The sequence below is a fragment of the Ruegeria sp. AN6 genome, from assembly GCF_056540425.1.
The window spans coordinates 267,172-289,016 of the sequence record NZ_JBQFWR010000001.1 but is presented as its reverse complement, the minus strand read 5'-3'; the positions used below and the strand labels follow the sequence as shown (position 1 = coordinate 289,016).

The 21,845-nt window shown below is 54.6% G+C and carries 21 protein-coding genes, 1 tRNA gene and 1 pseudogene; 9 read left to right on the top strand and 14 right to left on the bottom strand.

Annotated features, from left to right (window positions below):
* The first annotated feature begins 67 nt into the window (after window positions 1-67).
* Window positions 68-946, top strand: a complete 879-nt coding sequence (locus ACR0MQ_RS01400; RefSeq protein ID WP_480605403.1) for a LysR family transcriptional regulator — start codon at window positions 68-70, stop codon at window positions 944-946.
* Between the two features lie 107 nt (window positions 947-1,053).
* Here the strand turns inward: ACR0MQ_RS01400 and ACR0MQ_RS01395 are convergent, their stop codons facing one another.
* A complete protein-coding gene (locus tag ACR0MQ_RS01395) occupies window positions 1,054-1,671 on the bottom strand; it encodes an IS6 family transposase (RefSeq protein ID WP_480605400.1) in 618 nt (205 codons plus the stop codon).
* A gap of 109 nt (window positions 1,672-1,780) precedes the next feature.
* Window positions 1,781-2,230, bottom strand: coding sequence for a phasin family protein (locus tag ACR0MQ_RS01390; RefSeq protein ID WP_480605397.1), 450 nt, complete (start codon window positions 2,228-2,230; stop codon window positions 1,781-1,783).
* A gap of 198 nt (window positions 2,231-2,428) precedes the next feature.
* Here ACR0MQ_RS01390 and ACR0MQ_RS01385 point away from each other — a divergent pair, with 198 nt between their 5' ends.
* Window positions 2,429-3,601, top strand: coding sequence for a cation:proton antiporter (locus ACR0MQ_RS01385; protein ID WP_480605394.1), 1,173 nt, complete (start codon window positions 2,429-2,431; stop codon window positions 3,599-3,601).
* A gap of 106 nt (window positions 3,602-3,707) precedes the next feature.
* On the opposite strand, the gene ACR0MQ_RS01380 is transcribed toward ACR0MQ_RS01385, so the two are convergent.
* The 3 genes from ACR0MQ_RS01380 to ACR0MQ_RS01370 form a co-directional block, all read right to left on the bottom strand.
* Window positions 3,708-3,854, bottom strand: coding sequence for a hypothetical protein (locus ACR0MQ_RS01380; RefSeq protein ID WP_170623611.1), 147 nt, complete (start codon window positions 3,852-3,854; stop codon window positions 3,708-3,710).
* A gap of 144 nt (window positions 3,855-3,998) precedes the next feature.
* A complete protein-coding gene (locus ACR0MQ_RS01375; protein ID WP_170486660.1) occupies window positions 3,999-4,247 on the bottom strand; it encodes a hypothetical protein in 249 nt (82 codons plus the stop codon).
* Between the two features lie 39 nt (window positions 4,248-4,286).
* On the bottom strand, window positions 4,287-6,146 hold the full coding sequence (locus ACR0MQ_RS01370; protein ID WP_480605392.1) for a Na/Pi cotransporter family protein: 1,860 nt from the start codon (window positions 6,144-6,146) through the stop codon (window positions 4,287-4,289).
* Between the two features lie 350 nt (window positions 6,147-6,496).
* Here ACR0MQ_RS01370 and acsA point away from each other — a divergent pair, with 350 nt between their 5' ends.
* The 6 genes from acsA (at window position 6,497) to ACR0MQ_RS01340 (ending at window position 13,499) form a co-directional block, all read left to right on the top strand.
* Window positions 6,497-8,236, top strand: a complete 1,740-nt coding sequence (gene acsA, locus ACR0MQ_RS01365) for an acetate--CoA ligase (RefSeq protein ID WP_480605390.1) — start codon at window positions 6,497-6,499, stop codon at window positions 8,234-8,236.
* Window positions 8,233-10,227 (top strand): pyruvate dehydrogenase (acetyl-transferring) E1 component subunit alpha, encoded by a 1,995-nt coding sequence (pdhA, locus tag ACR0MQ_RS01360; protein WP_480605387.1) that lies wholly within the window; start codon window positions 8,233-8,235, stop codon window positions 10,225-10,227. The genes acsA and pdhA overlap by 4 nt, the downstream gene beginning before the upstream one ends.
* Window position 10,228: 1 nt before the next feature.
* A complete protein-coding gene (locus tag ACR0MQ_RS01355; protein WP_480605384.1) occupies window positions 10,229-11,395 on the top strand; it encodes a dihydrolipoamide acetyltransferase family protein in 1,167 nt (388 codons plus the stop codon).
* Window positions 11,392-11,640 (top strand): acyl carrier protein, encoded by a 249-nt coding sequence (locus ACR0MQ_RS01350; protein ID WP_170485688.1) that lies wholly within the window; start codon window positions 11,392-11,394, stop codon window positions 11,638-11,640. Before ACR0MQ_RS01355 ends, ACR0MQ_RS01350 begins: the two co-directional genes overlap by 4 nt.
* Window positions 11,641-11,986: 346 nt before the next feature.
* Window positions 11,987-12,403 carry an Hsp20/alpha crystallin family protein gene (locus tag ACR0MQ_RS01345; RefSeq protein WP_170603058.1) on the top strand — a complete coding sequence of 139 codons (417 nt, stop codon included), beginning with the start codon at window positions 11,987-11,989 and terminating at the stop codon, window positions 12,401-12,403.
* A 250-nt stretch (window positions 12,404-12,653) separates the two neighbouring features.
* On the top strand, window positions 12,654-13,499 hold the full coding sequence (locus ACR0MQ_RS01340) for a universal stress protein (RefSeq protein WP_480605381.1): 846 nt from the start codon (window positions 12,654-12,656) through the stop codon (window positions 13,497-13,499).
* Between the two features lie 198 nt (window positions 13,500-13,697).
* Here ACR0MQ_RS01340 and ACR0MQ_RS01335 read toward each other — a convergent pair whose 3' ends face one another.
* The 3 genes and pseudogenes from ACR0MQ_RS01335 to ACR0MQ_RS01325 form a co-directional block, all read right to left on the bottom strand.
* Window positions 13,698-14,051: a thioredoxin family protein gene (locus ACR0MQ_RS01335; RefSeq protein WP_480606145.1), complete on the bottom strand. Its 354-nt coding sequence runs from the start codon at window positions 14,049-14,051 to the stop codon at window positions 13,698-13,700.
* An 18-nt stretch (window positions 14,052-14,069) separates the two neighbouring features.
* Window positions 14,070-14,153 (bottom strand): annotated as a pseudogene (locus tag ACR0MQ_RS01330) (thiol reductase thioredoxin); the annotation flags it as partial.
* A 58-nt stretch (window positions 14,154-14,211) separates the two neighbouring features.
* Window positions 14,212-14,919 carry an IS6 family transposase gene (locus ACR0MQ_RS01325; RefSeq protein WP_480605379.1) on the bottom strand — a complete coding sequence of 236 codons (708 nt, stop codon included), beginning with the start codon at window positions 14,917-14,919 and terminating at the stop codon, window positions 14,212-14,214.
* Window positions 14,920-15,017: 98 nt separating this feature from the next.
* Between ACR0MQ_RS01325 and ACR0MQ_RS01320 the strand changes: the two genes are divergently transcribed.
* On the top strand, window positions 15,018-15,272 hold the full coding sequence (locus ACR0MQ_RS01320) for a hypothetical protein (protein ID WP_480605376.1): 255 nt from the start codon (window positions 15,018-15,020) through the stop codon (window positions 15,270-15,272).
* Window positions 15,273-15,627: 355 nt separating this feature from the next.
* Here ACR0MQ_RS01320 and ACR0MQ_RS01315 read toward each other — a convergent pair.
* From ACR0MQ_RS01315 to ACR0MQ_RS01290, 6 genes are all read right to left on the bottom strand, one after another.
* Window positions 15,628-15,717: transfer RNA gene (locus ACR0MQ_RS01315), tRNA-Ser, on the bottom strand.
* A gap of 64 nt (window positions 15,718-15,781) precedes the next feature.
* Window positions 15,782-16,609 carry a GMP synthase gene (locus tag ACR0MQ_RS01310; RefSeq protein WP_480605373.1) on the bottom strand — a complete coding sequence of 276 codons (828 nt, stop codon included), beginning with the start codon at window positions 16,607-16,609 and terminating at the stop codon, window positions 15,782-15,784.
* Window positions 16,610-16,696: 87 nt separating this feature from the next.
* On the bottom strand, window positions 16,697-19,144 hold the full coding sequence (locus tag ACR0MQ_RS01305; RefSeq protein WP_480605371.1) for a DUF3772 domain-containing protein: 2,448 nt from the start codon (window positions 19,142-19,144) through the stop codon (window positions 16,697-16,699).
* Window positions 19,144-20,178 (bottom strand): cysteine synthase A, encoded by a 1,035-nt coding sequence (locus ACR0MQ_RS01300; protein ID WP_010439636.1) that lies wholly within the window; start codon window positions 20,176-20,178, stop codon window positions 19,144-19,146. The genes ACR0MQ_RS01305 and ACR0MQ_RS01300 overlap by 1 nt, the downstream gene beginning before the upstream one ends.
* A gap of 69 nt (window positions 20,179-20,247) precedes the next feature.
* Complete coding sequence (locus ACR0MQ_RS01295) at window positions 20,248-21,363, bottom strand: NUDIX domain-containing protein (RefSeq protein ID WP_480605368.1); 1,116 nt, start codon at window positions 21,361-21,363, stop codon at window positions 20,248-20,250.
* Window positions 21,364-21,392: 29 nt separating this feature from the next.
* Window positions 21,393-21,833: a TrgA family protein gene (locus ACR0MQ_RS01290; RefSeq protein ID WP_170770587.1), complete on the bottom strand. Its 441-nt coding sequence runs from the start codon at window positions 21,831-21,833 to the stop codon at window positions 21,393-21,395.
* Between the last annotated feature and the right edge of the window lie 12 nt (window positions 21,834-21,845).

The window sequence follows — 21,845 nt, the reverse complement described above, 5'->3', positions numbered from 1 at the left end:
CGGCAGTCGCGTGACATCGCAAAGCAGAAATGATATTTCTTGGTGTAGAAAAACTAAGGCTAGTGAAATGAGTGTTGCCCCCAAGCGCCCCAAAGGCCCTCCATTGAATGCGATGCGGGCCTTTGAAGCGGCGGCTAGAAACGTCAGCTTTGTTGCTGCAGCCGAAGAATTGAACGTCACGCCCGGGGCGATCTCGCAGCATATCAAGGCTCTCGAAGGCTGGGCCGGTACACCGCTGTTTCGACGCAACGCGCAAGGCGTTGAACTCACGCCTGAGGGGCAATCGCTTGTCCCGGTTTTCTCCGCTGCCTTTGATCAAATGGCTGATGCAGCACGTGCCCTGCGTGAACTCAAACCAAACGCTGATTTTCATATCGCTGCCCTGCCCGCCGTTGCCCAGCTCTGGCTTCCAAAACGATTGCGACGGATCCGAAAAGAATTGCCGGAGATCAATTTCTCTGTCACCGCTATGGAAACTCCGCCCAGTCTCTCGCGAGAGATGTTTGATCTGTCGATATTTTTCGCAGTTCCGGACGGATCGTCAAACCAAATTGCCTTGGCACAAGACGTAATCGCGCCAGTTTGCGCCCCTACACTTCTGGACCGAGCGCACTGTTCAAACGGTTTCCGAGAGATACCGATTTTGCACGACCAGACCTGGAACGACGATTGGTTCACGTGGTCCCGAAATGTGGGCTTTGATTTGCAAATTGACGCAAGCGGCCCGCAGTTCTCACTCTATAGCCTTGCTGTAGAAGAAGCCAAAGCATCGGCTGGTTTGCTGATGGGGCATCTGTGTCTGATCGAAGACGCACTGGAATCCAAAACGCTTCTATTTGCGCATTCGCGCTCTTGTCCGACAGGTCGATCTCTTGTTGTTTCATTGCCTTCGAAGACGCGACAAAGATCTGAAACAAGTCAAGTCGTTGCGTTGTTATCAAACTAATGAAGACCAACTGGGCAGCTGAGCACCCGCGAAAATTTGGCTTGAAATAGTGGCGGTGCTGTCAGACGAATTCGAACCAGTCTCTATTAGGCCAGTGACGCTGTCCTTTATCCAGCACCAAGTTCGCGCCACTCGGCAAGAGCGGCGCTTCGTGTCAACTTGAAGGTGTCTCGGCTGGTCAACGATCTTTCCTGGTTGAAGTGGTTGTAGACGGAGGAATGGACGGAGGCAAATTTTTGCAAACTTCGCATGCGCCTGAAACGTTGCATCGCGCGTTCGCGTCGTCGAAACGGCAGGTACGAGTTCTCGACGCGGTTGTTGAGCCACCTTCCCGTCTTTTGTGTTTCGAGCGCGCCCAGCTCTCTGAGCGCGGCTCTGTATGAGGCGAAGTGATCCGTGACGACGTTTTCCGCTTTACCGTGTCGCTTCATCAATTTCCTGAGGAATTTCAATGCGGCCTGCTTGTTTCGGCGTTTGGTGACGATTGCTTCCAGCACTTCGCCCTCATGATCGACAGCCCGCCAGAGGTAGTGTCTCTTGCCATTCACCTTCACGAAAACCTCGTCCACGTGCCACTTCCATTTGGAGAACGCGCGCAGTTGCTGAACACGCTTCCGTCTGATCTCAGCAGCAAACATTGGGCCAAAGCGGATGTACAGCATCACTGCAAGGCGGATGATCTCGGGACTGGTTTTGAAGTACTTGAAAGAGGCAGGTCTGGTCATGGGCAAAAGCTACGCAACACCCCTATCCCGCTCAAGCAAAGTTGTTCGGACAAGACCCTCCCAGCTACTGCTCCGATGATTTCAGTTTGGTTTTTCGGAAGCAGGAACCCTACACAGGGTTAGACTTTGAAGATTTCCCCGCGCTCTTTGTAGAGGCTGCAACATCACCAACTGTTTTCTCAACAGCTTCAGCTTCGGTTTCAGCAACATAAGATGCACAACGGGACACGGTTTCAAACCATTCCTGCGCGTCAGCAACCAACTGCTCAGCCGAATGGCGCTGCCATTCCGCCATGCTCTGAAGGGCTTTCGATGGATCGGACGGGTTCGCGGAAGACACATTGCGTGCAGCTTGTAGAGCCGTCCGGACGGCCTCATGACGCCGTTCGAACCAATGCTGCGCAAAGGCCTCTGTTTCTTCGAGCAATTTTTCTTGTGCGTCCCAAAATTGTTCGATCTGGGCACCGAAGGCCGGATTGCCAGACATGGGCGGCTGCATTTGTTTGAAAACATCCAAAAGTGAGGTCGGGCTATTTGTGTTAAATTTCTTTGTCGGCATCGAAAGTTCCTCCTCATTTCCTGAATGAGTTATTGTGCCAAGTGCGGCGCGCTTTCGCCTTAATACAGATCAATATCCCTTTTTAGGGATCTTCGGCCTAAGCTGCGACGGGACACTCGCATTTTCTCCGTCATCGGTTCCTAGCAGGCAGGGTTGGGGTTAGAGTAGTCTAGACAAGAACTTAACGCTTGGTTTTCTATGCACATTGCCGGCTTTCTGATTACCCTTGGTGTACTCTTCCTTGCCGGATTGGCCGCCGACCAACTCGGCCGGGCCACGCATCTTCCTCGTGTTACAACCTTACTTTTCCTTGGCTTGATCGCAGGGAATGCCGGAATGGGGTTGATCCCACTCGACGTTGCAATGTGGTTCGATGAGGTATCCATCGTTGCATTGACGATGGTCGCATTTCTTCTTGGAGGATCATTGACCCGCGAGAACCTAGTTCGGCATGGCCGAGCCATTCTGACGATTTCGATTTCAACCGTGGTTGCAACCCTTGTTGTTGTGTCTGCTGGACTGGCCGCAATTGGCGTGCCCTTCGGGTTGGCGCTGGTGCTGGCGGCAATTGCTACGGCTACAGCTCCGGCCGCCATGACAGACGTGATCAAACAATCTGGGGTGTCCAACAGCTTCACCGAGACATTAAAGGGTATAGTCGCAATTGATGACGCTTGGGGTCTGATCGTATTCAGTATCGCCCTGGTTCTGGCCGGTCATTCGGACGGTTGGGCCACCATCACGACCACAGCGATGTGGGATTTCGGAGGGGCTATTTTGTTGGGTTCCGCACTAGGCGTGCCATCCGCTTACCTGACCGGTCGCTTGAAACCGGGAGAGCCAATGCAGGCAGAAGCAGTGGGCATAGTCTTTCTTACAGCGGGCCTCGCGCTTTGGTTGGAGGTTTCATTCTTGGTAGCAGGCATGGTTGCGGGCGCAGTTATCGGGAATCTCGCCCGCCATCACGAGCGTGCTTTCCATGAGATCGAGCACATTCAGTGGCCATTCATGATCCTGTTCTTCCTGTTGGCTGGCGCCACGTTGGATATTGAAGCCTTCGGCTTGATGGGCTGGGCTGGTGCTCTTTTCCTATTCTTGCGCGCCGTCGCCCGCCTCGTCGGGGGTTATTACGGAGCGAGACTTGGCGGCCTGCCTAGCCGTCAGACCCGCTGGTACGGTCCAGCTTTGTTACCACAGGCCGGTGTCGCGGTAGGAATGGCCCTTGTCGCCGGAGAACAATTTCCACATTGGGCCGCGTCGATCATGGCCTTTACTCTAGTCAGTACTGTGGCCTTCGAGGTGTTGGGGCCGCCGTTGACTCTCATGTCAATCAGACGAACGGCTGACACGGATGAGCAGATTGGTCAGTGACTATTCAGACTGGATCGATTCAAGAAAGGCGAGCAAATTCGCCAACGGCAGGCCTACCATTATAGGTTGCCCATTAGGCAGAGCCACCGTGATTTGTTGGTCTGTCTCAAACACCGCGCCAAAGACTGGCATTTCGCCACCATATGCAAACCTCGCGGATCGCATCTACACGCATCATTCCCTGGCCGACAAGCACATCAACTTGCCGCAGCTTCTTAACTATTTCTTCCGGCTTATGTCTCTTGTTCGCCATTCTCGGCCCTCCGTTTCTCAGACGTAACGGTGGTCCAAATAAAATGGGGCACTCCAGTTGCTTAGGTGTGTTGGCATCAGGTTCAAAATGGCCACCAAGGCACTCGTCGCGAGTCCTCAAATTTCTAAAGCCTGAACCAGAGTATTAGTCAATTTCGCTCAACAGCCACTCAGCCCGTTTGACACTCTCGTGCGCTGTTCCGAGTTTTCGAACCAGTCTGGCTTTCCTGTCAGAATTCTTCTCCAAATGAATTTCGGCTTCAAGATCTGCCACCTTCTTGCGCAGCTTTTTGAGTACCTTTTGAACATGGCTGAATTTAATTTTCTCCGCTTTGCCTGCCTCAAGACGCGAGTTGTACTCGACCATTTTTTCGGCAAGTTTTTTCAATCCCATCTTAATACCCCCCGCAGATCGTCGCAAAATTTCAGCATGCTATTTGCTTTCTACGACTTTACTGTGATGTTTTTCGGATTCTTCTTCCTTAGAGAGCGCATCGGTTTCAATTTTATACTCACCGAGTTCTTCTTCTTCTAAAGCCAACAAACGTTCGACTTCGGCCATGGCGCTGTCTCGTTCGATGTAAAAGGTTCTCGCTGCTTCGATCAGTTTACGCATCGCGCTGTAGGCATAGTCCGAGTCGTTGAGAAATGAAGTTGCGGCATCGGGAGTGAGTTGGTTTTTTCGAATGAGCTGTTCTACACGGCGCGTAGCGGTCCGAGCATCTTCTTCTATTTGCGCACGTTCCTGATCAAGCCAGAGCGCACTACGCTCATCCGGTTCTGCTCCTTCAAGTTTTTGAATCTCAATGAGTATTCTGGCAATTTCAGTACGGAGGTCATCATACAGTTCGGTTGCACTCCCGGAAAACCGTACAGTGTGACGCAAGATATTCTTTCGCAGGTGTTTGACCGACTTAACCGCTTGAACGATGTCGCCAGCGACATCTCTCAGGGCATAAACTCGTTCCGCTACATCTGGTTCGACACGTTTTTCCCCGACGCGCGTCGAGAATTCGACAATGGCGGAATAGAGTGTCTTGATCTTGCGCCGGTAGCTTTCCTCAATATCCATGTCGGTAGGTGTTCGACTGCTTCGAACCACCTCTGCAACGCTGTTCGCGCTAAGCACATCCTTCCTATGCAGATTCAGGCCATGCAAGATCAACGTCTTCGCGTTTTCGTAGAGATGCATGACTTCCTTTCGAAGTGCGATCTCAAGAGTTTGTGGGAAATCATCGGCCGCATCGTTCAGGTAACGCGGTTGACTGACATCCGGGGTTGGTTCGACAATACTGCGCTCAAGAAAGGAGATCAGCCCTCGCATCAATGGTAACATGAGCAAGACGCCGAGCACGTTAAATATGGTGTGAAACACCGCCAACTTCAGAGCATAATCTTCCGCACCGATGCCCACGGCACTACTGATCAGGTCAACCATCCCACTCAGGGGGACTATAAAAGCCAAAGCTACCGCCGCAGTCATTGTATTGAAGATCAGGTGCGCCAATGCCAGTCGCTTGCCCTGAAAATTGGCGCTGATCGAGCCAATAATCGCCGTAATCGTGGTTCCAATATTTGCCCCGATCGCGAGAGCCAGCGCGTTTCCATAGCTAATTTGTGAAGCGGCAAGCGCAGTGAGAGTAAGCACCATCGTCGCGTGGCTCGACTGCATAATCACGGTTGCGGCAGTCCCCAACAAACAATAGACCACCAGCCCCCAAAATCCCGACAAAGCAAATCGCATTAGGTCGACCTGGTCCTTGAACGCGTCGAAACCCTCTTTCATGTAATGAATGCCTAGGAACAGAAAACCCAGTCCGCCAAGGGCGTAACCAATCCCACGGAGCACCTTCGGCTTCTGAAACACAAGGATTATGCTAAGGCCGATAATTGGCATGGCATAGGTTGCGATATTCACCTTCAATCCTAGCCCGGCAACCAACCACGCACCCGTCGTCGTTCCGATATTGGCCCCAAAGACGATCCCCACCCCACCGACCAGAGAAATAAGGTCAGCACTTAAAAACGAAATCGTTATGACCGAAACCAGTGAGCTGGACTGCAACAACGCAGTAGAGACGAAACCGAATAAGAGAGATCGCGAAACGGATTTTGTCGCCCGCTGAAGCATTCGTTCTAGTGTTCCGCCTCCAAGTAGCTTGAAGCCGTCTTCAAGCATAAGCATGCCAAACAAAAAGATAGCGATCCCAGCTGCAACCACCTGCGCGTCAGGACTTACCCAAAAGGCAATTAGTAGCGCGCCAATTGCGACCGGTAGGTAGTACTTGATCATTCAATCAATCCAAATTTTTGGATCGCAAAAACACCGCATGGCGCAAATTTCCACCTCCAGGAAGACCGCACACTAACCTCAACCAACGTTCGTGCAGCGCCAAGATTCTCAGCAGATACCACATCCCAAACCCGGGCGCTTTCTGACCTCGATGTTTCTACTACCGCAACGTACATGTCTCATTGATTCAAATCATGGCGTAGGAACTCTACTTGCTCAAATGTTTGGACTGACTGACCTTGCCCGAAACGTTAAAGACCGTGTTAGATGAGTCCATATTGCGCGCTTTGATTTGAGTCATTGTCTTCCCCCAGATCTCCCCGCCAGACTTTCTGTGGGAGGATGTAGCTATGAGCACCATCCGGAAATCACCCGAAGAGCGCGCCGCTGCGTGTTGGCAACCAACCTCGGATGCCCTAGAGCAGCCGACACACGACCTTGGCCGCGAACTTCTCACAGGTTTGCCAGATGGCTCGATCAACATCGGGTTTGAAGCTGTCGATCGCCACGTAGCTCAGGGGCATGGAGACCATACTGCCCTGATATGGCTATCCAAGGACGGAGCGCAGCAAACGCTCAGCTATGGCGATCTCGCAGCCATGTCGTCGCGATTTGCAAATCTGCTCTATGACCACGGACAACAAAAAGGAGACCGCGTCTTTGTCGCGATGGGGCGCCGGCCTGAGCTTTATGCTGCAGCCCTTGGCACTTTAAAGGCCGGGATGGTCTTTACGCCACTCTTTGCCGCCTTTGGGCCAGAACCCCTGAGAACCAGGATGGAAATCGGCGATGCCAATGTTCTGGTCACGACTAAGTCACTCTACAAACGCAAAATCGCATCGTGGCGTCAGGAAATGACGTCGCTGCGTCTGGTCCTCATCGTTGGCGACGAAGCTCCTGATGATTGCGTCGCTCTGGCCCCGGCATTGCAAGAGGCCTCGACAGAATTTCTGGCGGTCCATACACAGACGGAAGACCCGGCATTGATTCATTTTACCTCGGGTACCACCGGGAGGCCAAAAGGTGCGGTTCACGTGCATGGCGCAGTTCAGCACCACGCGTTCTCCGGTCGTTACGCGCTCGAACTGCAGCCCGGCGTGACCTACTGGTGCACCGCTGACCCGGGCTGGGTCACCGGAACGACCTACGGAATTATCTCACCACTGGTGAACCGCGTGACGATGATTGTGGACGAGGCAGAGTTCAATCTCGAACGCTGGTATGGGATCGTTGAAAGGGAACGCGTTGAGGTCTGGTATTCAGCCCCAACAGCCATCCGCATGATGATGCGCGCTGGCAGTGAGGCCGCACGCGGGTACGACTTCAGCGCTCTGCAGTTTCTTGCAAGCGTCGGTGAGCCTCTGAACGCCGAAGCCGTGGTCTGGTCCAACGAGGTATTCGGTCGACCGTTCCACGACAATTGGTGGCAGACAGAAACCGGCGGCATCATGATTGCCAATACTAGAGCGCATGACATCAAGCCTGGATCGATGGGCAGACCCCTGCCTGGCGTTGTTGTCGGCATTGTGGAACCAGACAACGGGGGCTTGCGAGAATTACCGGATGGCGAGATCGGAGAGCTTGCTCTGCGACCGGGTTGGCCCTCGATGATGCGGGACTATCTTCACGAACAGGCGCGGTACGAAAAATGCTTTAATGATGGCTGGTACTTGTCAGGCGATCTCGCGATGCGGGACAGTGATGGGTATTTCTGGTTCGTCGGTCGAGCCGATGACCTAATCAAAACGTCGGGCCATCTGGTCGGCCCCTTCGAGGTTGAAAGTGCGCTGATTGAGCATGAAGCCATCGCCGAGGCCGCTGTGATTGGTATTCCAGACGAGACTGCGGGCGAAATCGTCAAAGCCTTCGTGACCCTGAATCCCGGCCAAACCGAGGATGAGGAGCTAGAGCGCGACATTCGCGGCCTTGCCCGCAAACGGCTTGGAGCGGCTGTGGCCCCCCGCGAGATCGTTTTCCGAAATGCCCTGCCCAAGACCCGCTCTGGCAAGATCATGCGCCGCCTTTTGAAGGCGCGCGAACTTGGTCTGCCAGAAGGTGACATCTCTACATTGGAGACGGACGAGAAATGACCACAAGCAAACCAAGACTGGACCGCGACCATGTGAAACGCTTGCTGAGTGACATGATCCGTATCCGACGTTTCGAAGACAAATGTGCGGAGCTATACACTCAGGAAAAAATTCGCGGCTTCCTGCACCTCTATGATGGAGAGGAAGCGATTGCCGCTGGGATTATCCCGCTCTTGTCGGACAAAGATCGCGTCGTCGCCACGTACCGAGAGCACGGACATGCGCTGATGCGCGGCGTCTCAATGTCCTCGGTCATGGCCGAGATGTATGGCAAGACCGAAGGCTGCTCGGGCGGACGCGGAGGTTCGATGCACCTGTTTGACGCCGCCACGAACTTCTATGGCGGCAATGCCATTGTCGGTGGCGGTCTCCCTTTGGCTGCGGGGCTGGCTCTAGCCGAACGGATGCGCGGCGACACAGGCGTGACGGCCTGCTTCTTTGGCGAAGGCGCCGTGGCCGAGGGCGAGTTTCACGAGACTCTTAACCTCGCGGCACTGTGGCGGCTACCTGTTCTTTTTGTTTGCGAAAACAATGGCTACGCAATGGGAACGGCTCTGGCGCGCTCCGAGTCTGAGACCGATGTCAGCCGCAAGGCCGCCGCCTATGGGCTCGAGGCGCGTGTGGTCGATGGTATGGACATTGTCGCGGTCGAAGTGGCCGCAACACAGGCGCTGCAGGAAATCCGCGAAACGGGAAAGCCAATCTTTCTTGAATGTAGAACTTACCGTTTCCGGGCGCATTCGATGTTTGATGCCCAACTTTACCGACCAAAGGACGAAGTTGAGGAATGGCGTAATAAGGGGCCAATTCTGCGCTTCCAGTCATGGCTCTTAGAAAATGGGCTGATCCACGAAGAAGAAATCCGGGAGTTCGAAAAGCAAGCTGATGCTGAAATCGACGAAGCCGTCGCTTTTTCCGAGGCCGGCACCTGGGAGCCTGTGTCGTCGTTAACTAAGGACGTAATGGCGCCATCCGCGACAACTGTTGAGGCCTCTTCCCCTACCGGTGAGCTGGTCGAGACCACCTATCGTGAAGCCATTAGGGCCGCGATTTCCGACGCCATGGCTCGCGATCCCCGTGTCTTCCTGATGGGCGAGGACGTCGGTGCATATGGCGGATGCTATGCCGTCTCCAAAGGTCTGATGGACAAATTCGGCGCGGACAGGGTGCGTGACACGCCGCTCTCCGAGTCAGGCTTCACCGGGGCTGGGATCGGGGCTGCATGTGCCGGGATGCGCCCCGTAGTTGAACTGATGACCGTCAACTTCAGCCTTTTGGCCCTCGACCAGATTTTGAACACCGCAGCCACCCTCCGGCACATGTCCGGAGGGCAGTTCGGCGTACCGATGGTCATCCGTATGGCAACCGGGGCGGGCAAGCAACTCGCGGCCCAGCATTCCCATAGCCTTGAAGGATGGTACGCCCATATTCCGGGACTTAAAGTCCTCGCGCCTGCGACGCTGGGAGATGCGCGCGGCATGCTTTGGACCGCTCTGCAGGATCCCGATCCAGTCCTTATCTTCGAAAATGTTATGCTCTACAATCTGAGCGGTCAAATTGACTCGGGCGCAGGCCCTGTCGACATTTCCCGCGCGGCTATTCGCAGGCCGGGCAAAGACCTGACGCTGATTACCTATGGCGGGTCGCTCCACAAGACATTAGAGGCGGCAAATTCGCTAGCCTTAGAAGGGATTGGCGCTGAAGTCATCGACCTGCGCTCGCTACGTCCGCTTGACGACGAAACAATCATGGGATCGGTTGCCCGGACGCGCCGCGCCGTCATTGTTGACGAAGGATGGCGCAGCGGCTCGCTGGCAGCTGAAATCTCGGCCCGGATCACCGAACAGGTCTTTTGGACGCTCGATGCCCCAGTTGAAAGGGTGTGTTCGGAAGAAGTTCCGATCCCTTACCCGAAACATATGGAAGACGCCTCGATACCACAGGTTCCTGCGATTGTCGCGGCGGCCAAGAGTGTGATGGGGCAAAGCTGACATGAGTATTTTTCGGATGCCCTCGCTAGGTGCAGATATGGAGGCCGGTACGTTGGTCGAGTGGCTGATTCAGCCAGGGGACGAGGTGCACCGGGGGGATGTCGTCGCCGTGGTAGAGACACAGAAAGGCGCCATAGAAATCGAGAGTTTTGAAGCCGGGGGCGTCTCAGAATTACTGGCGCAAGTCGGTCAAACCGTTCCCGTGGGAGAGCCGCTAGCCCGTATAGGAGAGGACCCGCCGGAAGCACCAGCGGTTTTGCCAGACCCGTCCGACACTGCGCTTCCAGGCATCCCATCTCATGGCCCTGATGCACAAAAGGTCTCGGCCACGCCACCCAGACCGGCGGCGGTTATGGCAGCCAGCCCGGCGGCCCGCGTTGCAGCACGGCATGCTGGCCTCAAGCTGTCTGAACTCCGAGGCAGCGGCCCGGATGGGGCAGTAGTTTTGGCCGATGTTGAGATCTTCGCGAAAAACGCGGCCAGTTCCAAACAAGCCACGGACGGCCTATCCGAAATGCGCAAGGCGGTTGCCGCAGCGATGACGCGCGCAAAGCAGGAAATTCCACATTTCTACGTCTCACACACGATTGAAACTCAGGGCCTGTCTGAATGGCTGGCCGCACGCAACAAGGACCGGCCCCCGGCAGAACGGATATTGCTCGGCGCGGCCATCGTGAAGGCCGCCGCCCTCGCAGCGCAGGCCGTCAAATCGCTGAACGGTCATGTTGTGAATGGAGCATTTGTCCCCTGTAACAAGATCAATACAGGAGTCGCCATTGCCCTCCGTGGCGGCGGACTAGTCGCCCCAGCGCTCTTCAACGCAGACCGTATGTCCCTTGAGGAGGTCATGGAAGGGGTGCGTGATCTGGTGACCCGTGCTCGATCCGGACGATTGCGTAGTTCAGAACTGACCAGCGGAACGTTCACAATTTCCAGCCTTGGTGAGAGTGGTGCCGACAGTATGACGGGAGTGATCTTCCCTCCTCAGGTTGCCCTCTTGGCGGTCGGCGCCCCACAAATCCGCCCTTGGGTGGATGGGGAGAAAGTTGCCCCCCGTGAGGTCACGAACTTTGTGCTCTCTGCAGACCACCGCGTCTGCGACGGCAGGAAGGCCTCAAAATTCCTTACAGTGTTGGCCGAAAAGCTTTCGAGACCGGAGGAACTATGAACGACAGTGAGATTAGACAGGCCTTTCTGGAGGAAATCCACAAAATCGCGCCGGACATCAAACCGGCGGATGTGTCTGATGATGACCATCTGCAAGATGATCTGGAGCTCGACTCGATGGATATTTTGAACCTTGTGACAGCCCTGCACGCACGCTTAGGCGTGTCGATACCTGAGACCGACTATGCCCAGATCGAAACGCCAACCAAGGCGCTTAAGTACTTCGCTTCTAGACGCGGGCAATGATTCAAAACGCCAATTACGTTGAAGCAAAGCGGAAATCGTCGACACGGCAAATTCTGATGTGGGATGCGCATTCACTTCTCTCTAAATTTAGTGCTTTTCCAAGGTGAATGTCGAGGCAGTGAGCGATGTGATTATTCCTCCCACGTAGTGAAGGTCCGACGGCCGTAATGCCAACTGCTGTAACTGCGTTAAAGTCTGCTTTGGGCTCAGAAGCGAACCTTCGCTGCACTCGGTGTGAACGACTGCTCCGCGGACATTGCAGCCAAGCCCTTTTGATCCGTATCAAGGACGGGGAACGGCGGCCAGCTCAACATCTCTCCAACCTATCAAAGAGGAGAACCTAATAATGGTTGAGAAATCTCACACCAGTGGCTTCTGGCCTTCGCTTTATGAACCTCTTCGGCAGGCGGGGACGCGTGTATCCGAATGGTTGGCCCCCGCATCAGAGGCCTCAGGATCGGAAGACACTTACCGTATAAGCGTCGAACTGCCAGGGGTGGCTGAAGGAGACATCGACTTGAGTGTTCATGACGGTGTTGTAACGCTGAAGGGCGAAAAGCAGACCGAACGCGAAGAGAAAGGTGAGACATGGTTCTTCTCTGAGAGGCAGTATGGCTCTTTCAGTCGGTCTTTTCGGCTGCCGCCGGACGCGGATGCCGGCAGTGTCGATGCACACTTAAAGGATGGAGTGCTGACCATCACTATTCCTAAGGTCGCACCGGCAAAGTCGGAAGATACCAAGGTGCAGATCCGCAGATCCTAGGGCGATACAACTTGAACGTTACACTCAGTGGGACGGCTGCTTCGTGAGCTAGCAGCCGCTGGAAGAAAATATGGCCTTGACCACAACGCGGACGATGTTGCCGCTTTCCGTGTCAGCGCCTCTCTCCCAAAATGCATGGGAGAATTGAAAGGTTAGAATTCTATACGACGGCGAAAGGCGTGTGGCCGAAATACAATTCATGATACAGTTGAAGGCCTCCGACTGGCGCCAAACTTCAACGGAGACCCCTATGGAACGCCGAACCATACTTTTTGTTATGAATGTTAAAACCGAGGACCACGAGATCGGCAAGGTTGCGGAAATGGCCGCAAGAGAGGACCATCATTTGCTTTGTCTTATGCTTGATATGGCCCCAGCCTTGCCTGCATATTCCTACTCGGTTCCGCCATATGGCGGGCTGAATATTCCGGACGATTGGAAGGAGACCCTAGCCTCCTCGCAAGCTAATCTCAAATTCAGGTGTGATATCATTGAACAGCTGCTCGCACAGAGAAATGCGTCGGGGGAGGTTGAGGCTGTCCTTACTGCAAGCATGGATACCAAACATGTCGTTGCGCGTTTTGCCCGTGTCAGCGATGAGGCGATCTTTTCTCAAAGTCTGCGGGAGACCCGCGATCTGATGACCGAAGCGGCATCCGGCGTTTTGTTCCACTCACCGATCGGAATTCGGATCAATGCCAACCTAGCACGAAATTCCGAATGCATATTTGTCGCCTGGGACAGCAGCGAGGCCGCGTCTGCAGCAGTTCACGCCGCCCTACCGCATCTGCTGGACGCGCGCGAGGTGATTATAGGATGTATCGACCCTGTGACCACGGTTAACCGTGACGGGCAGGATCCCGGAACCGATGTGGCCACATGGCTCAGCCATCATGGATGCTTGGTAACCTTATCACAGTATCCCAGCGGTGGACGCTCCGTCGCCGATGTTATTCAGGACCGCGCGGCGGAAGCCGGCTCAGATCTGATCGTGATGGGAGCATACGGTCAGGCCCGGATGATCCAGACTGTTTTGGGCGGAACGACCCGGTCGATGGTCGAACAGACCAAGTTACCGGTCTTCCTCGCCCACTGAGAAACCCCCAGCGGGATCCGCTTTTTTTTGAACGAGCACTCTGCGGACAAACCTGCTGGTTAACGGCCAGACGAATGATCTCGGGGTTGGTTTTGTAGTACTTTAATGGCGATCTTTTATTCATAAGCTGAGGCCACGAAAGCCCCCTGCTCCGCATCAAGCCAAGTGCTTCTGACAAAACCTAGCAAGGATCATCGCTCATTCCGCATGTCCATCAAGTGTCGTGCCAGTGCTTGTGCCGACCCAGTCTGCTATGTCGCTTGCGGATATCACGCCAGTCCGCCGTCCGATTTCTTTGCCACCTTGGAAGGCAATCAGAAGTGGAATGCCACGGATGCCATACCGGACTCCCGCCGTCGGAAATGCCTCAGTATCGAGCTTGGCGAGGCGCGCGCGACCTTTGAGCGCCTGAGCGGCCTTGGCGAACTCTGGCGCCATCATGCGGCAAGGCCCACACCATGCGGCCCAAAAGTCCACAATCAATAGAACGTCGTCGACACGTTCCGCCTTCTGTAAAACGTCGAGAGAGACATCGATGGGAGCCCGGGGCACGAGCAGGGCACCACATTTTCCACATTTAGGAGAAGCGCGCAGACGGCCTTCCGGAACCCTATTTCCCTGACCACAGGCGAGACAAGCAAGCTTCAAACTCATATGCCGGTGCTGTCAGACGAATTCGAACTCGTCTCTGGTAGGCCAGTGAGGCTGCCCTTTATCCAGCGTCAAGTTCGCGCCACTCGGCAAGAGCGGCGCTGCGTGTCAGCTTGAAGGTGTCTCGGCTGGTGAGCGATCTTTCCTGGTTGAAATGGTTGTAGATGGAGGAATGGACGGCGGCGAATTTCTGCAAACTTCGCATGCGCCTGAATCGCTGCATGGCACGCTCGCGTCGTCGGAACGGCAGGTGCGAATTCTCTACGCGATTGTTGAGCCACCTGCCCGTCGTTTGCTTGTCCAGCGCACCCAATTCTCTGAGCGCTGCTTTGTAGGACGCGAAGCGATCTGTGACGACTTCTTCTGCCTTGCCGTGCCGTTTCATCAATCTCCTAAGGAATTTAAGTGCTGCAGCCTTGTTTCGACGTTTGGTGACAACGGCTTCCAGCACCTCACCTTCCTGATCCACAGCCCGCCAAAGGTAGTGACGTTTGCCATTCACCTTCACAAAGACCTCGTCCACATGCCACTTCCATTTCGAGAACGCGCGCAGCTGCTGAACACGCTTTCTTCGGATCTCAGAAGCAAACATCGGACCGAACCTATTCCACCAGTAGCGGACAGTTTCATGGCTGACATCGATCCCGCGTTCGTGAAGTAAGTCTTCGATATTTCGAAGCGAAAGCGGAAATCGGACATAAAGCATCACCGCCAGGCGGATGATCTCGGGACTGGTTTTGAAATACTTGAAAGAGGCAGGTTTGGTCATGGGCAAAACCTACGCAACCGCCCTGCCCCGCTCAAGCAAAGTTCTTCTGACAAGACCAGCTGGTTATCGGCGAAGTAAACCCGGCGACTGACGCCACCTTGCTGAACGCACTCAGCACTGCCCACCACTGGGCGCGATTTTTGAAAGGCGGCTTGCAGATCAAGGACATTGCAGACCAGACAAACTGCAGCGGGTCCCTGATCCGCCAACGTGGCAAGCTGGCCTTCCTCTCGCCCAAAATCCAGGTCGCTATACGCGACGGCACCCTGCCCCCGCATCTGACCCTGAAGCAAATTCTGCGTCGCCCCATACCGCTCGACTGGACCCGGCAAGAGCAGATGTTCGGGGTTTAAACGAGGTCCGCCGGAGGCATCAGAATATTGCACGCATCGCGACAATCGAATTCGCTGCATATTCCCTGCTCACCTGACCAGGGAATTGCCCCTCAATTCATTGAAATAGAATGTGGATTCAGAACGCAAAGCTGCGCAAATGGCGCATTTTTCGAAAATTTCCCTGCAAATTCCCTGCTAGCAGGGAATTTGGCCCAAAAGCGCACCCCGATTTGCACCCAACAGAGACGCAAGGCGCATTGGCCGCAGATCCGCTCCTCCAAACCGTCTCCGCATCGAAAAATACCGTGCAAACCGCCGGAAAATCGGCGACAATTCGGACATAAAACTAATGCTTTAGGTATTCTGAGGTGGGTGGCGGAGAGACAGGGATTCGAACCCTGGAGACGGTTTCCCGCCTACACACTTTCCAGGCGTGCGCCTTCGACCACTCGGCCACCTCTCCGGTAGAGGTGACTTATGCGAATTTCTGAACCGAGCGCAAGGCCCCATTCTTAAAAACAGGTGGCTCAAAATATACGAAAGCTGGCGACAAATGGCAGATGGTCTGAAACCTCGTCTTTGAACGCCTCGCGCCCCATATTCATTGTCCAATGCATCGGAAATAACCGCAGGCTGCCGCGGACATAGTCGGTGGAATAGGTTCGCGAAACAGCGAACCCGTCCAGCAGGTTGGCGCGACCCTTTTCCAGAATATGCGAGAACCGGTCTTGCAAATCCCAGCACGAAACAAAGTCCATCATGTCATCCCCACCAAGATGGTGGAAATTGCTGACGTCCTGACCGGGGATCATGTTGAAATCGCCCATCAGCAGGATCGTGCGCTGAGTCAGGCCCGGTGTCGCTCGGATTTCGGCGATCTTTGCACCGATGATCTTACATTGGCTATCACGTATCTGTTGTTCAGGCCGGTCACGACCGGATTTCAGGTGCACCGCGATCAGTTTAGCTTTGAACTTGCCGACCTGTACATCGGCGATAAGGGCCTGACGCCCGCCGGAATCATCACCTTCCGAACCGTCAATCAACTCCAGCTCCGTCACCGAAACCCCTGGTTTGTGGAGAAACCCAATGTGGATGTTGCCGTTGGGTTGCTGCAGGATCTTGACCTGATAATCCAAGCCCTTGTCCGCCAAACCCGCTGCCAACCGGTTGATATGTTCTATAGGGCTAACCTCGACCAGCGTGATCAACTCGGCATCAAGCAGGGCCAAGCCTTCAATCTGGTGGATGACCCGCTCACTATTGGCGGGTATGCCCAGACTTGTGTTAACCGGGTTGAAACCCGCAAGGTTCCAAACCGCAATACGCACGAGGCTGTGTGAGAAAGTTACCATCGAAATTCCTCCTTCAAATAAAAATCAGACTACATCGAAATGTAACAATCCGATAATCACTTGGGAAAAATGCTTGATGTGTCGCGTTTAGCGACCGTCGCCATCCGCGTCTGCATCTGCGTCTCCGGCAGAGTCCAAATCATCAGCTGTCAAATCGGCAGGCTTCGCGGAAGGGGCAGTAGGAGATAGGTCTTCGTCGGGCTTAGCCTCCTCAGAATGGCCCGTCAGCACCTCAGGATTTCGCAGCCACAGATCGCGTTGAGCAAACGGAATCTCGATACCCTCTTTAACAAATCTGCGGTTGATCTCATGGTTCATGTCGGATTTGACCGATAGCACCCAGTTCACATCGCGCAGTATTGCCCGGATTTCAAAATCCAGAGAATCCGCACCAAATCCTTGAAACACGACACTCGGCGCTGGGTTGGCCAGAACCATCGGATGCCCATTGGCGATCTCACCCAAAATGGTTTCGACTTTTCGGGTGTCAGTACCGTAGGCCACGCCGACAGGAACGATCACCCGGCCAATGGTGTTGCCGCGGGTATAGTTGGTGACCACTCCGCTGATCAGGTCAGAGTTGGGGACGATCACGTCCGTCCGATCAAACGTCTCGATCCGCGTGGACCTGACCGAGATATCACGAACATATCCCATCATGCCGTTGACATCGATCCAGTCGCCTTTTGAGATCGGGCGTTCGACCAGCAGGATGATCCCTGAAACAAAGTTCGACACGATGGTTTGCAGACCGAAACCGATACCAACCGACAAGGCACCAGCCACGATCGCCAAGGAGGAAAGATCAAATCCAGCAACAACAATGGCGACCAACGCCGCCAGGAATATTCCGACATAGCCGGTTCCCGATACGATGGCATTCTGCCCGCCGGGATCGATACTGGTTTTTGGCAGCAATGAGTTGCGCAACCCGCTTTGCAGAAGGCGGGTCAATGTGTATCCGATGGCAAAAACTGCGACGAAGGTGAGGAAATTACTGGGTGAAATCGTGACGCCGCCGATATCGAATCCCAGCAGCAATCGCGACCAGGCCTCGAGCAGGTCTGTCTTGCGTGCGCCCCAATACAGCGCCAGAATAGGCAGCGACAATATCGCCAGCGCAAACCCAACAAGAACCGAAAACAGAGAATCGCGCGCGGCCTCGCCCTGCCCCGATAACCAACCGTAAATCGTGGTGATAAACCGTCGTATGATCACAAGCGCCGCGATCAGAACCAGTGTTTTCACGGCTGGGAAGACGATTGCTTCGGCGGCATTGATATACCCCAATGCCGCCAGCATTGGTGTTGCAATCCCAAGTATGAACAGAGCGCGCCGCAGCAATTCAACCAACTGACTAAAACCAGCCGCTCTGCGAGACGTTTCTGAATCTGTCTGCTCTTCCTGTGGTTCTGATTGACGGATCTGACGCACACGTAGCAGCAGCAGCGCCGTAACCAATACGATCGGGAATCCAACAACCGCTCGTGTTGCGTCCGAAATATTCTCAATTTGCTCAAATAGCAAAACCAGATCATGCAAAATAAGCATGACGGCCAGTAGATCGATATAGACCCGCAGTTCTCGAATTCTGCCTGCCGACAATCGTTTGAAATTCTGAGAGGCCCCCATCAGGTAGACCTGTCGACCGATCCAGTCAAAGTAGAAGATGATGGCAGCCCAATAAGGAATATTCTGAATCAGCAACGTACCGCGCAAGCCCAGAACACCAGTCTGCACGATCGCCGTGACCAATGCCAGAACGCCCAACCAAGGCAGCAGTATGCGCAGCAGAGAGACGACGAAGGTCCAGACTCCACTTCCGCGCCCCCCCAGAGAACGCAGAAAAGCGCCCCCTTTTTCGGACCACTTGCGCCCAAAAAGCAGCAATACCGCAGATATGGCCAACAGAACGAAAATGCCGAGACCACGCTCACGAATGCGCTCGTGAACGATGTCAGACCGCATATTCGTGACGGTTTCATTGATCAGGCTCTGCGCCGCTTCCTTGACGTCGATCCAGGCTGGGCCCCAGTAAACGGGGTTGAAAGGCGATGGCCCGCGTTCCAGCATCTCTTTTTTCTGACGATCGCGAATGATCCGGTCGATTTCGCTGATTAACCCGTTGGCTCGGCTGAAAGCCTCTTCCGAGATTATGCGCGGCACCCGCAAACTGTTAAGTTGCTCTTCAAGATGTGTGCGCAGCTTGGCAATATCTTCAGGCTCGGTCTCGCCGTCTACCGGCTTCGTGCCAAGCGCCTTAAGCTGGCCCTCAAGCGTCTGAATACGATCCGTGTTTGCGCCGCGCGCCATGTTAAAGTCTTCGCGGTAACCGTTTATTTCTGAGCGCAAATTCTCTAACGCGGCATTCGATGCCCGGTTCGCGCGAATCACAGATTCCGCCCGATCCGCCGTGCTGACCCAGCCCTGGTAATATTCACTCTGCCGGTCAGTGAGCTGGGCAGATGCGATCCCACCCAGCCCGATCAGGCAGAATAAACTTAGAAACAGAAACAGGCGGACCTGTCGCAGCATCACACGTCCTCGAATACGCCGGGAATGCTGCGCGGTGCTTCGGTCATCCAATCCGGAACAGGCAGTTCCTTTTCCCGCAGGAAGTCAGGATTGAACAATTTGGATTGGTAGCGCGTTCCAAAGTCACACAATACGGTCACGATGGTGTGCCCCGGCCCCATCTCTTTCGCGAGACGTACAGCGCCCGCGATATTGATCGCGGTTGATCCGCCCATCACCAGACCTTCTTCGCGAAGCAGATCAAAGATGTAGGGCAACGCCTCATTGTCGGTGATCTGCCAGGAATGATCAGGGGTGAACCCCTCTAGGTTCTTCGTTATCCGAACCTGTCCGATGCCTTCGGCGATGGAGCCGCCCTCCATCGCGATCTCACCTGTAGTGTAATAAGAATAAAGGCCTGCCCCCATCGGATCAGCCAATCCGATTTTTACGCCTTTGGGCTGCAAAACCTCGGCGACACCCGCTAGGGTCCCGCCCGAACCGACCGCACTGACGAAGCCATCAACTTTGCCACCGGTTTGGTCCCAGATTTCTGGGCCGGTGGTTTCCACATGCGCCTGCCGGTTGGCGACATTGTCGAACTGGTTCGCCCAAATGGCTCCGTTGGGCTCGGTCTGGGCAAGTTCCTCAGCCAAGCGGCGGGAATAGTGCACAAAATTGTTGGGATTGCGGTAAGGCGCAGCAGGTACCTGCACAAGCTGAGCTCCGGCAAGTCGGAGCATGTCCTTCTTCTCTTCCGATTGAGTCTCAGGAATGACGATCACCGTCTTGAAACCCATTGAGGCCCCGACCAATGCCAAACCAATGCCAGTATTACCCGCCGTACCCTCGACAATTGTGCCACCGGGCTTGAGGTCTCCGCGCGCAATTGCATCGCGGATAATGAACAACGCCGCACGGTCTTTGACGGATTGACCCGGATTCATGAACTCGGCTTTGCCGAGGATCTCACAGCCTGTCTCTTCGCTGACGCGACGCAACCGGATCAAGGGTGTTTTACCGACCGCGTCGGCAAGGTCTTTCGCAATGCGCATGGCGTCCTCTTGTCATGTGGTATTGCAGCAGATTTACAGGCGCCCTGACTTGATCACAAGCCGGGATAGTTATGCGCGCAGACGTTCGCGATTTCGCGCCAGCCAATGTGCCAACGAAAGAAGCGGTAAGTCCTTGAAAACATGGGTATCAACCATGTTCATGAAATCGTCAAACGGCAGAATTTTACTCCGAATATCTTCCCCTTCCGTGGCAAGACCACCACTTTCAACGGTCGTCGTCAGATCACCCAGCCCGACATAGAGGTAGACGTATTCGGTTGACGATCCACTGGATGTATAGGCACCGCCTGCATATTCCAGCCGAGACAGAGAAACATGCGCCTCTTCCTGTGTCTCACGATACGCTGCCTGCTCGGGTGTTTCGCCAGGGTCAATCATACCGGCGACCGGTTCCCACATCCATGGTTCGGGGTCGTCGATCAAGAATACAGGTGCGCGAAACTGCTCGACCAGCAAAACCGTATCGCGCCTGGGGTCGTAAGGCAGGACGATGACTGCAGATCCTTGCATCAAGCCGCTGCGGTGCAATACAGGCCCCATCTTGCCATCATACTGACGGTGCTGCAGCTCTATCTCATCGATACCGAAATAGTTGACATAAGGGTGGTTGCGTTGGTGGATTACGACATCATTCTTGGTGTCCCGGGCATCTCCGGTGCTTCGCTGACGCGCTGCGAGTCTGGCCCATGCCCGTGTGCGGATCGCAGGGAAACTATTTGCAATCGTCGAGGCATCAACACACCCATACTGGGCCATAACCTCTTGCGCTGCCAGCATCGACAAAGCGCTCCAATCGTTTTTCCATGCCTCAAAATCCCAGAGTGTGCCGGTCTTCCATGCCACCGAGTCGGGAAAGAACACCAATGCCTGATGATTCCCATCTTCGCTGGTTTTGATCGTTTGCTGGCGCAGATCATATTCGAAGCCGCCTTCATAAAAGGCCAATCGGGCAAGCACGTCCTTACCCAACCCCTGAACCAATACACCATCTACCGTTGCGCTTTTTTCAGCAACGATCATGGGAAAAGGCTGGCCCTTTACTGAATACACCGCGTGATCAGCTAAGATTGCAGGTTTCGCCGACAATTCGTCCGCAGATTGACCCATCACGAGTTCCAGCAAAGGCGCATGGCGCAAAGTGCCGTAGAAAAACAGGTTAGACAAAGTAGGAGCCCTGACTTGGCAGATCCGTTTTAACGCCAGCGTCGAAAGGCGATTTCGGTAAGTATCCCACTGACCACCGCACCAATACCAAGCGTAATCAAAATTTCACTGGGCAGCAGTTGTTCACCATAGGCCACTCCGATCTTGAAGATTTCCAGCAAGGCTTCAAATGGGCCGCCATACCGATGGCGCATCGCCTGGCTAAACATCTCGTAGGTGCCTTGAACGAACAATCCCCAGAAAACCAGCGCGGCAACACCAGTCAGACCATTGTTAACTGCAGCCGTCCAACCCCGGCCTGCCCGCTTGCCCATGACAATCCAACCACAGGCCACCGCTAACAACATGTTCACATATGTGAACCAGCCATAGCTTTTACCCTCTTCACCATTGTTGATGATCATACTTGAAACAAGGAAGGCAATGACCAGCAGACACAACGCGGCGACGAGGCGGGAAGCTGTAGGCATTCGTAGTTCCGT

Coding starts and splice junctions, on each gene's coding strand:
- ACR0MQ_RS01400 (WP_480605403.1), top strand. CDS start 68: ATGAGTGTTGCCCCCAAGCGCCCCAAAGGCCCTCCATTGAATGCGATG.
- ACR0MQ_RS01395 (WP_480605400.1), bottom strand. CDS start 1,671: ATGACCAGACCTGCCTCTTTCAAGTACTTCAAAACCAGTCCCGAGATC.
- ACR0MQ_RS01390 (WP_480605397.1), bottom strand. CDS start 2,230: ATGCCGACAAAGAAATTTAACACAAATAGCCCGACCTCACTTTTGGAT.
- ACR0MQ_RS01385 (WP_480605394.1), top strand. CDS start 2,429: ATGCACATTGCCGGCTTTCTGATTACCCTTGGTGTACTCTTCCTTGCC.
- ACR0MQ_RS01380 (WP_170623611.1), bottom strand. CDS start 3,854: ATGGCGAACAAGAGACATAAGCCGGAAGAAATAGTTAAGAAGCTGCGG.
- ACR0MQ_RS01375 (WP_170486660.1), bottom strand. CDS start 4,247: ATGGGATTGAAAAAACTTGCCGAAAAAATGGTCGAGTACAACTCGCGT.
- ACR0MQ_RS01370 (WP_480605392.1), bottom strand. CDS start 6,146: ATGATCAAGTACTACCTACCGGTCGCAATTGGCGCGCTACTAATTGCC.
- acsA (WP_480605390.1), top strand. CDS start 6,497: ATGAGCACCATCCGGAAATCACCCGAAGAGCGCGCCGCTGCGTGTTGG.
- pdhA (WP_480605387.1), top strand. CDS start 8,233: ATGACCACAAGCAAACCAAGACTGGACCGCGACCATGTGAAACGCTTG.
- ACR0MQ_RS01355 (WP_480605384.1), top strand. CDS start 10,229: ATGAGTATTTTTCGGATGCCCTCGCTAGGTGCAGATATGGAGGCCGGT.
- ACR0MQ_RS01350 (WP_170485688.1), top strand. CDS start 11,392: ATGAACGACAGTGAGATTAGACAGGCCTTTCTGGAGGAAATCCACAAA.
- ACR0MQ_RS01345 (WP_170603058.1), top strand. CDS start 11,987: ATGGTTGAGAAATCTCACACCAGTGGCTTCTGGCCTTCGCTTTATGAA.
- ACR0MQ_RS01340 (WP_480605381.1), top strand. CDS start 12,654: ATGGAACGCCGAACCATACTTTTTGTTATGAATGTTAAAACCGAGGAC.
- ACR0MQ_RS01325 (WP_480605379.1), bottom strand. CDS start 14,919: ATGACCAAACCTGCCTCTTTCAAGTATTTCAAAACCAGTCCCGAGATC.
- ACR0MQ_RS01310 (WP_480605373.1), bottom strand. CDS start 16,609: ATGGTAACTTTCTCACACAGCCTCGTGCGTATTGCGGTTTGGAACCTT.
- ACR0MQ_RS01305 (WP_480605371.1), bottom strand. CDS start 19,144: ATGCTGCGACAGGTCCGCCTGTTTCTGTTTCTAAGTTTATTCTGCCTG.
- ACR0MQ_RS01300 (WP_010439636.1), bottom strand. CDS start 20,178: ATGCGCATTGCGAAAGACCTTGCCGACGCGGTCGGTAAAACACCCTTG.
- ACR0MQ_RS01290 (WP_170770587.1), bottom strand. CDS start 21,833: ATGCCTACAGCTTCCCGCCTCGTCGCCGCGTTGTGTCTGCTGGTCATT.